Source organism: Muriicola sp. E247 (assembly GCF_041358175.1).
Lineage (GTDB): Bacteria > Bacteroidota > Bacteroidia > Flavobacteriales > Flavobacteriaceae > Muriicola.
In genome coordinates this window covers 1-2,369 of record NZ_JBGKBE010000024.1, presented here as the reverse complement: position 1 = coordinate 2,369, position 2,369 = coordinate 1, and the positions used below count along the sequence as shown (strand labels likewise).

Below are 2,369 nucleotides of genomic sequence, written 5' to 3'. Positions count from 1 at the left end.
TGTATTCCTTGTGGTCCTTGTGGTCCGGGATCACCTTGCGGTCCTTGTGCGCCATCAGCGCCATCGACACCATCGGCTCCGTCTGCGCCTGCTGGTCCAACTGGTCCCTGAGGTCCGGGGTCACCTTGTATTCCTTGTGCTCCATCAACACCATCGGAACCATCCGCACCGTCAGCCCCTGCGGGTCCGGCTGGCCCTTGCGGTCCGGTTAGATTGGAAGAGGTAAAGGAGCTGCCATCAGAATAGTTGATAGTAAAAGTTCCGTTGTTGTTATCTACAAAAGTGAAGGTACCTTTGTTGGCAGAGCCATTACAAAGATCTATCCATTGGCCTCCGTCATAATAGAAGACACAGTCATCCTCAGTGTTGTATATCAGGGCACCTCGTAGCGGTTTGATGCTCTGCATCTGTGTATTGGTTACCCGGGTAAGTACAAAAGCCTTGGTGCTGCTTTCCAATTCGATAATGGAGGCCGAATTGATCTGATTTGGATTTTCACCGATCTTGACCTGAGCCGTCGCGAACTGACCAAGGAGAAGAACTGCGAGTAATAATAAATACTTTGAGTTCATTGTAAAAAGTTTGCGCATTTTTTTCATAGCCACGTAAAAATAGCGCACAGGCTGGGGAGGGGGTAATTATTGTTGTGAAGTGGTGGAATGCTGTTGTGAAGTGATAAAAGCCCGCCAGACACCGAAGAATATAGCAATTCAGCGGGTAGGATTCACCTTACAATCAACGTTCGAGGAACAAAAATCCTTGAAAATTTAAGTCGAGATCATCCATGGAAATGATGTAATAATAGAGTCCTTCCGGCAGTCCGATTCCACGATTCAGCACCATGTTTTCCACATTGGAAATTCCTGTAAATTGATCCTGGTAATTATCCATCTGGAAGACTTTTAAACCCCTGCGATCGTAAATTTCGAGTCGGTTATTGGGCGATTGATCCAGTTCCGGAATTTGAAGAAAATCATTGATACCATCACCGTTGGGAGAAATATAGTAATTATCCAGGGTCAGTAATTCTTCGGCAATAGCCAGACTACCAAAAGTGATTATCTCAAAATCGTCAGGGACAAAAGGCGCAGAAGTAACAAAACCGGCATTCAGGTCACCACCCGCTGCTGTATTCCCCAGGGGAAGCCACTGCCGGGCGGCTTTATTCCATCCCATCACCAGGATGTTTCCCACTTCTTCTGAGAATAAGGATAAATTGCTTCGGGCATTCCAGCTGAGGGTCACTGTTGAGGTAACTGTGCCCTCCAGACGCCAAAATTCGAACGTACTTACCGCTTCAACCGTCCGGGGTCTGATCTGTGTATTAAACGGACTAAAGGTAGAAGGAAAATTGGGGTCTTCGTAAAAATAGGCACACTTGGAAAAAGCGTTTACCGCTTCAGAATTAAGGATCAAGGGTCTGATTTCAGTAACATCACCCACGGGGAAGGTAAAAGTTTGCTGCCCCGACATGGAGGCATACCCATCTACTTTGGAGATGTTGCTTTCCCCTACAAAGAAGGCATCCTGCAGAAATTCGTAGAACAGCTGTGGCTGGGCCTTATTGGTCCTAAAATCCCCTGAAACAAAATTGGTATTATTTCGAACACTTACGCTCGTATTAAGGATGACCCCGCCATCGGCGGCGATCTCCACGTCGAAGAAAACCGGATTAAGGGCCCCTGAAACTTCCAGGAAAGACGGGCCGTAGAAGCCTACTAATCCCAGGTTATCGTCAAAGATTCCGTCATTGATCAGGTTAGCATGGAATCCCAATTGCCCCTGGTCGTGAATACGCAGGTTCCCGCTGTTATAGAGGGCGGGTTGGGCGAAAGCACTAAGTCCAACAAGTATTGCTATGAACGCTGCGCTTCTTTTCATTATGGAAAATCGATTATTGAAAAATAAAATTGGGCGTCTACTCCTAATCCTGCTGCGTCGTTAATCCAAACATTGAAACTTCCTGATCCTGCACCACTAACTAGAATAGTTCCACTTGGAAGATTTCTTAAAGTAAGTTGAACTATGTAATCGACATTCCCTGTGGGTGTAGGGTTTGTAAAAATAACTGTGTAGCGACCTGCAGAAGCTCTTGTTACAGAGGCAATATTATGATTTTTTAATATACTACTTGTAGCGCCGTCTATGAGTCCAAGGGCATGAAAGATATTTGTAGGATCTACAGAAGTTACCGAAAGATCGTAATCATTACCTGATGGTGTAATACTGATGGAACCGTCTGTCGAAGTTATGGTTTGTATTTCGTTAGTTGAATCATTATCGTTGTCGGCCACAGAAATTGTACCTCCTCCGTCAGATAGGGTTACATTGTTTCCTACCTGGGATAAAGTCTGTAATTCATTTGCAGG

2 protein-coding genes and 1 pseudogene are annotated in these 2,369 nt (G+C 45.5%); all 3 read right to left on the bottom strand.

What is annotated here, in order from left to right:
* Positions 1–572, bottom strand: a pseudogene (locus tag ACA086_RS14870) (hypothetical protein); the annotation flags it as partial.
* 163 nt (positions 573–735) lie between these two features.
* Positions 736–1,881 (bottom strand): gliding motility-associated C-terminal domain-containing protein, encoded by a 1,146-nt coding sequence (locus tag ACA086_RS14865; protein ID WP_371004134.1) that lies wholly within the window; start codon positions 1,879–1,881, stop codon positions 736–738.
* Positions 1,881–2,369, bottom strand: a 489-nt coding sequence (locus ACA086_RS14860) for a hypothetical protein (protein WP_371004133.1), incomplete at its 5' end; no start/stop codon positions are given. The genes ACA086_RS14865 and ACA086_RS14860, both read right to left, overlap by 1 nt.

What these genes read in the sequence shown, in the direction of transcription:
- ACA086_RS14865 (WP_371004134.1), bottom strand. Translation starts at nt 1,881, where the DNA reads ATGAAAAGAAGCGCAGCGTTCATAGCAATACTTGTTGGACTTAGTGCT.